Origin of the sequence: Microcoleus sp. N3A4 (genome assembly GCF_036701805.1) — a bacterium.
Taxonomy (GTDB): domain Bacteria; phylum Cyanobacteriota; class Cyanobacteriia; order Cyanobacteriales; family Microcoleaceae; genus Microcoleus.
In genome coordinates, this window is record NZ_JAUBRJ010000012.1 from 68,835 (window position 1) to 74,879 (window position 6,045).

At 46.6% G+C, this 6,045-nt stretch carries 7 protein-coding genes; 4 read left to right on the forward strand and 3 right to left on the reverse strand.

All coding sequences use genetic code 11. The features are described 5' to 3' along the window. The 4 genes from psbF to QUA56_RS09685 all read left to right on the forward strand — a co-directional run bounded on the left by psbF (position 1) and on the right by QUA56_RS09685 (position 3,049). Positions 1-138 (forward strand): cytochrome b559 subunit beta, encoded by a 138-nt coding sequence (psbF, locus tag QUA56_RS09670; RefSeq protein ID WP_006635504.1) that lies wholly within the window; start codon positions 1-3, stop codon positions 136-138. Between the two features lie 9 nt (positions 139-147). Then, positions 148-270 carry a photosystem II reaction center protein L gene (locus QUA56_RS09675; protein WP_333356395.1) on the forward strand — a complete coding sequence of 41 codons (123 nt, stop codon included), beginning with the start codon at positions 148-150 and terminating at the stop codon, positions 268-270. Positions 271-339: 69 nt separating this feature from the next. Beyond that, positions 340-459: a photosystem II reaction center protein J gene (locus tag QUA56_RS09680; RefSeq protein ID WP_333356398.1), complete on the forward strand. Its 120-nt coding sequence runs from the start codon at positions 340-342 to the stop codon at positions 457-459. Positions 460-796: 337 nt separating this feature from the next. Then, a complete protein-coding gene (locus QUA56_RS09685; RefSeq protein ID WP_333356401.1) occupies positions 797-3,049 on the forward strand; it encodes a transglycosylase domain-containing protein in 2,253 nt (750 codons plus the stop codon). Between the two features lie 501 nt (positions 3,050-3,550). On the opposite strand, the gene QUA56_RS09690 is transcribed toward QUA56_RS09685, so the two are convergent. The 3 genes from QUA56_RS09690 to QUA56_RS09700 all read right to left on the reverse strand — a co-directional run bounded on the left by QUA56_RS09690 (position 3,551) and on the right by QUA56_RS09700 (position 5,973). After that, positions 3,551-4,141: a cytochrome b gene (locus QUA56_RS09690; protein WP_333356403.1), complete on the reverse strand. Its 591-nt coding sequence runs from the start codon at positions 4,139-4,141 to the stop codon at positions 3,551-3,553. A 291-nt stretch (positions 4,142-4,432) separates the two neighbouring features. Then, entirely contained in the window at positions 4,433-5,242 is an 810-nt protein-coding gene (gene cobA, locus QUA56_RS09695) for a uroporphyrinogen-III C-methyltransferase (RefSeq protein WP_333356405.1), read from the reverse strand. After that, complete coding sequence (locus QUA56_RS09700) at positions 5,239-5,973, reverse strand: sirohydrochlorin chelatase (RefSeq protein ID WP_333356552.1); 735 nt, start codon at positions 5,971-5,973, stop codon at positions 5,239-5,241. The genes cobA and QUA56_RS09700 overlap by 4 nt, the downstream gene beginning before the upstream one ends. Between the last annotated feature and the right edge of the window lie 72 nt (positions 5,974-6,045).

Below are 6,045 nucleotides of genomic sequence, written 5' to 3' on the forward strand. Positions count from 1 at the left end.
ATGACGAGCAGAACCCCAAACAATGAGCCAATTTCGTATCCAATTTTTACGGTGCGGTGGTTGGCTGTTCATACTTTAGGTGTCCCAACAATTTTTTTCTTGGGCGCGATCGCAGCAATGCAATTTATTCAACGATAGGAGTTTACAATGCCTGAGCGCCTTCCTAATCCCAACGAGCAGCCTGTTGAGTTAAATCGGACTTCTCTTTATTTGGGTCTGTTGATGATTTTTACTCTGGGTATTTTGTTTTCCAGTTATTTCTTTAATTAACTGGTGTTTGAGTTTGCTTTCGATAGTTCGATCGAATTTGTTTAGCTGTGAATTAGTGAGGTGATGGCTATGTCTAGTGGTGGAAGAATTCCTTTGTGGCTGGTAGCTACTGTCGCGGGTATCGGTGTTCTGAGCATTGTGGGTCTTTTCTTCTACGGTGCTTATGCCGGTTTGGGTTCTTCGCTGTAAGGAGAATCAAGCTGATTTTTCGGCTTTTAACCCCCCTTGAAAAAGGGGGGTTTTAATTATGCGAATTGTGTTGGTAAATCAGGGATAAATTAGATCGAAATTGTTGATTTTTGGGCAAGTTTATGATAGTAAAATTCTCTCGTGATAGCGGGATTTTTTGTGATTGGGTGGAGATTTGCTCGATAAACTATTCCGGGGCAGGTTCAGCAATAACCCCAAAATCGATCGCCATTAGCCGACGATCGCTAAGAGAGTCTGGGCAGATCCTGAAATTAGCCAAAAGTTGCGAGTAGAATAGTGCAAGAGCCGATCGCTCGATCGTAGTGCACAGCGAAATATGACCCCACCGCAGCCGCCCCGCAAACCTCAAACCGTCTTGGGTGCGATTACCCAAGCAGTCCAGACTATTGCTAAGGTAAATTTTAACCAGCTAGCGCTGAAACCGAATGCCAAAGTACCCGAACTGTGGGTACAGGATGCCGGTGCAGCTAAAGCTGAGGTGTATCCGCTGTTGGGCGATCGATATTTGTTAGGTCGATCGTCCAAATCTTCAGATATTGTAGTTCGCAATCCCGTTGTCAGTCACGTGCACTTGTCCCTATCGCGGGATAGTCGGCGGCGGACTCCTTTTGCGATCAAAGATGAAGACTCCACCAACGGCATTTACAGTGGCAAAAGGCGAATTAAAAGTATGTCCCTGCGTCACGGAGACGTGTTCACTTTAGGGCCGCCGGAACTAGCCGCCGCCGTCAGAATTCAATTCGTATATCCGCCGCCTTGGTATTTGGAACTGGTGCGTTACAGCTTTTACGGAGTCAGCGGAATCACCGCTTTGATTGCGGTGTTGGTAGGTATGGAATCGACCAAGTTTCACGTGCGGCCTCTGCCGAGAAGTATCAACGGCCCCGTGATTGTTTACGCCCGCGACGGGCAAACTCCGCTGCGTCCTCCTCAGAATAACGCTCACTTAGAATTAAAAAAATTGCAGGATTTTTCGCCTTATTTATCCAAGGCGGTACTTGCTTCGGAAGACAGCCGCTACAATTGGCATTTGGGGGTAGATCCGCTGGGGGTTTTGCGGGCGCTTTTGACCAATGTTCGCGGGGGAGGAATTCGCGAAGGCGGCAGCACTGTGACGCAGCAGTTAGCGAGGAGTTTGTTTCGAGATTATGTGGGAACTCAAGATTCGGCGGGACGCAAGTTGCGGGAAGCTGTAGTTGCTTTGAAACTGGAGAATTATTACAGCAAAGATGAACTGTTGCTGACTTATTTGAATCGGGTGTTTTTGGGAATTGACCTTTACGGTTTTGAGGATGCGTCTCGGTTTTATTTTGGCAAATCGGCGAAGGATTTAACTTTGTCAGAGGCGGCGACTTTGGCAGGAATTTTGCCGGCGCCAAACAGTTTTAATCCGATTCAAAATTATCAGTTGGCTGTGCAGTACCGCGATCGAGTAATCGAACGGATGCGGGCAATGGGGACGATTTCTCAGGAAGAAGCCGATCGCGCGAGGCGATCGCGAATTGAGATCAATCCGAAAGCTCGCGAATTTCTGCAAAGTACGATCGCTCCTTATTTCTACAATTATGTATTTGACGAATTGGAGTTTTTGCTGGGGGAGCAGTTAGCCAGAGAAGGCAATTTTATTGTAGAAACAGGTTTGAATCCCGGCCTGCAAAAAGTGGCTGAAGCTTCCCTCAGAAATGCTGTAGAAAATGCCGGAGCGAGTGCAGGTTTTTCTCAAGGAGCCGTAGTCACTCTCAATACTGCAACCGGGGAAGTCTTAGCTTTAGTTGGGGGCGTAGATTATTTGAAAAGTCAGTTTAATCGGGCTACCCAAGCTTTTAGACAGCCCGGTTCTACATTTAAGATTTTCACCTATGCAGCCGCCCTAGAACGCGGAATACCACCCAGCCAAACTTATTCTTGCGCCCCCCTTTCCTGGGGCGGACAAAGTTACAGCGGCTGCGAAAGAACCAGCGGCAGTGCTGATATGTATCGGGGTTTAGCACAGTCGGAAAATGCAATTGCTTTGAGAGTAGCACAAGATGTCGGTTTAGACAATGTAGTGGGAATGGCGAGGCGTTTGGGGATTACTTCTGAACTGCGTTCTAACCCTGGTTTAGTATTAGGTGAAAGTGAAGTTAACGTATTGCAATTAACCGGTGCGTTCGGGGTTTTGGCGAACCGGGGTTTGGGCAACCGCCCCCACGTAATCAAGCGAATTATTGACAGCAGCGATTGCAAAGATCCAAATGATTTTAACAGTTGCCGGGTGATTTATGACTATCAAAAAGATGGCATTGCCAATCGCCAGTTAGTTTCTGAAGGCGTAGCGGATACGATGACTGATATGCTGCAAGGTGTGGTGCGGGGAGGTACGGGCAGCAGTGCTGCTTTGGGTTTGGGAGAAGCTGGAAAAACAGGCACGACTAATGATAATAAAGATTTGTGGTTTGTCGGTTATATTCCGAGTCAGCAACTCGTAACAGGAGTTTGGTTGGGAAATGATGATAATTCTCCGACTGGGGGAGGTAGTGCAAATGCCGCTCAATTGTGGGGGGAGTATATGCGGGAAGTGGTGCGTTGAAATCATCAGTCAGTTGTCAGTTGTCAGTTGTCAGTTGTCAGTTGTCAGTTGTCAGTAGTTAGTTGTCATTGGTCATTAGTTAGTAAGCTATTACGCATTTAAACCAATAACAATAGTGCGTAGGTTGGGCACGAGTGAACGAACCCTCCGTTTCACTCCGCCCAACATTTTCGCTACAATTTTCCTTAACCCAAGCGTATTGCTTTATGAACCAGTCTGCCTTCGGCCGACAAAAGTCAAGGAAGTATGTTACCCGGATTTGGTATTAGTAGTCATTAAGCTAGTGTGCATCTAATTTGTCTAGTAATTTTTATTTAAAGTCTTGTGGGGTGTCGGGCCCGCCCAAAAAATCTAATTTAGATGCGCGACAGCTTACTTACTACTAACTACTGACTACTGACAACTAACTACTGACTAATGACTGCTGACTACTGACTACTGACTGCTGACTAATGACTACTGACTACTGAAATACGTAATTGATTCCAAGGCAGATTAAGATTAACTGAGCGATGATTTTTTTAGGGCTTGGGTTGTTCGTCTCCAAAGCGATCGCACATATTTTCGTTGGTCGATCGCGTGCAGTACAATAAAGGCCAGGAAAGTATAAGCAATCCAGAAATGTAAATCTCCTGCAAAATCTACAACCGCTGCATTTTGAGGAAAGATGTCTGGCAAGGTTGCAACCCAGAAGAAAGGGAGATTCCCGCTTTTATAGGAATTAGATAGGAAAAATCCGCTCAGAGGAACCGCTAGCATGAACAGATAAATTGCTGCGTGCAGTAGAAACTTGCGAATCCACTCACCTGTAAACTTGGGAAGGCGGCGCGTATACTTACGCCACCAAACCCGCTGCAAAATGAAAATCCGCCAAGTTAGCAATGCCATTGTCAAGGCTCCAATCGATTTATGCAAAGTATAAGTGTTGCCTCGTAATGGTATATTGTCTGGCATTTTTACCATCCCAAATCCCCCAACAAACAGCAGCAAATAACAGGTTGCCATCACCGCGTGCATTAACCATAATTGCTTGAAGGCTGAATTTGCTCTAGGCTGGGGCTTTGTTTCTTGCGGAACTAATTGGGAACTCATCTAATGCATCCTAAACATGGTGTTTGGGTTCTGTTATTCAATATATGCGAGTTCTATAAATCTGAGATCGACCGTTGATTAAAATTTTTTTATGTTTCTGGTGATTGAGGCAAAGCAGAAAATAGTCTATATTATAGTCTATATTGCAGTACAGGAATCGAAACGGCGCTGCACAATTTGACGATGATGCTTGTGGGGTGTTCCGCCTGCTGTGAAAATACAGCGGACGGGCTGCGAGATCCCATCCCACAAAACAATCAAAATCATCCCGCAATTATGCAACGCCCCCGCTTATTCTACAGTCTGAGAAACGGGGCGACAGCCCGACAATATCGAGTGCAAATTGACGACGTTTCCGATTACGGCGATCGCAGGTGCTGCAAATCCGGCAGCCTCAACTTGCTCTACAATTGTACCCAAAGTTCCGATCAATTCTTCTTGTTCCGGCCGCGTTCCCCAGCGCACTAATGCTACGGGCGTTTCTGCACTCAATTCGGCTGCTGTCAACTGGCCGATAATGTAAGGCAAATTGTGGATTCCCATGTATACTACAATGGTTTCGGAGCCGCGGGCGATCGCCTGCCAATTTACTTCCGGCCGATATTTTCCTGCTGATTCGTGGCCGGTGACAAAGGTGACTGAGGAACTGTACGATCGGTGTGTTAAAGGAATTCCCGCATAAGCAGGCGCCGCAATCCCAGAAGTTACACCGGGTACAACTTCTACCGACACTCCAGCTTTTACCAACTCTTCCATTTCTTCGCCGCCGCGGCCGAAGATAAACGGATCGCCGCCTTTGAGACGAACTACGATCGCATTATCTCCAGCTTTTTCTATCATTAACTGAGTTGTTTCATCTTGCATTAACGAGTGACGGCCTTTGCGTTTTCCGGCATCAATTCGTTCTGCTTGGGGGTTGATTGCTGCCAAAATTTGAGGGCTGACTAAAGCGTCGTAAATCACCACATCCGCACACTCTAACAGAGCTTTTCCCTTCAAGGTCATCAAACCCGGATCTCCGGGGCCCGCACCTACTAAATACACTTTGCCTAAAGACATTTTTCTTTCTTCCCTTACCTCTTCTGTGCCTCTGCGGTTCATTTTTGAATTAAATTCCCAATTAAATCTGCTAATTCTACACTTGCGCCTAGAGGATTTGCCAGATGAAGTTCCGCCGCAGGAAATTGCTGCTTTAGCTGTGCGACATTTTGGGCGATCGCATCTGTAATTCCTCCATTAAATAAGAAGTATGGCACAATTCCAATTTGCTGCTGTCCACCACGAACCAAACTGTCAATTTGCTCTTCCAAACTCGGCTTTACCGACCAATAAGCTGTCTGTGCACCGAGTTGGCTGGCGATTTCCTCAACTGTCGAGTTACCTCCGGGGCGACGGCTGCCGTGAGATAATAAAATCCATTTTGGCCATAGCAGATTGGGGAGAAAAGTCACCTCTTGCATCTGACTTTTTACCAATTTTGTTAAGCCTGCTTCCTGGGAACCTAAATGCGGGCGCAATGCAATTTTTAGCTTGTTACCAAAAGTTTTTTGGGCAATTTCCACCTCTGCCGGTATGTCTTCGGCGACGTGAACTCCCGGCAATAAAAATACAGGCAGTATTTGCAATTCTGTCAGTCCCAGCGACAGGGTACGTTCGCCAAAACTGCAAATTTGTTCGTGCAGCGGTGCCGGGCCGAGTTCTAAGGTGGCGGTTGCTACTGCGGGGAACGAGTCAGCCAAATTTTGAGACAGCAGTTGACCTAGGTTTTCCAAAGCTAGTTGGGGTCTGGGGTCGCGGCTGCCGTGAGAAACTAATAAATAGGTCGATCGCAATTTCAATATGGATTTGATGTTAATGTTCGATCGGGATTTCAAATAATTATAACACCGTAGGGCGCGCGACTT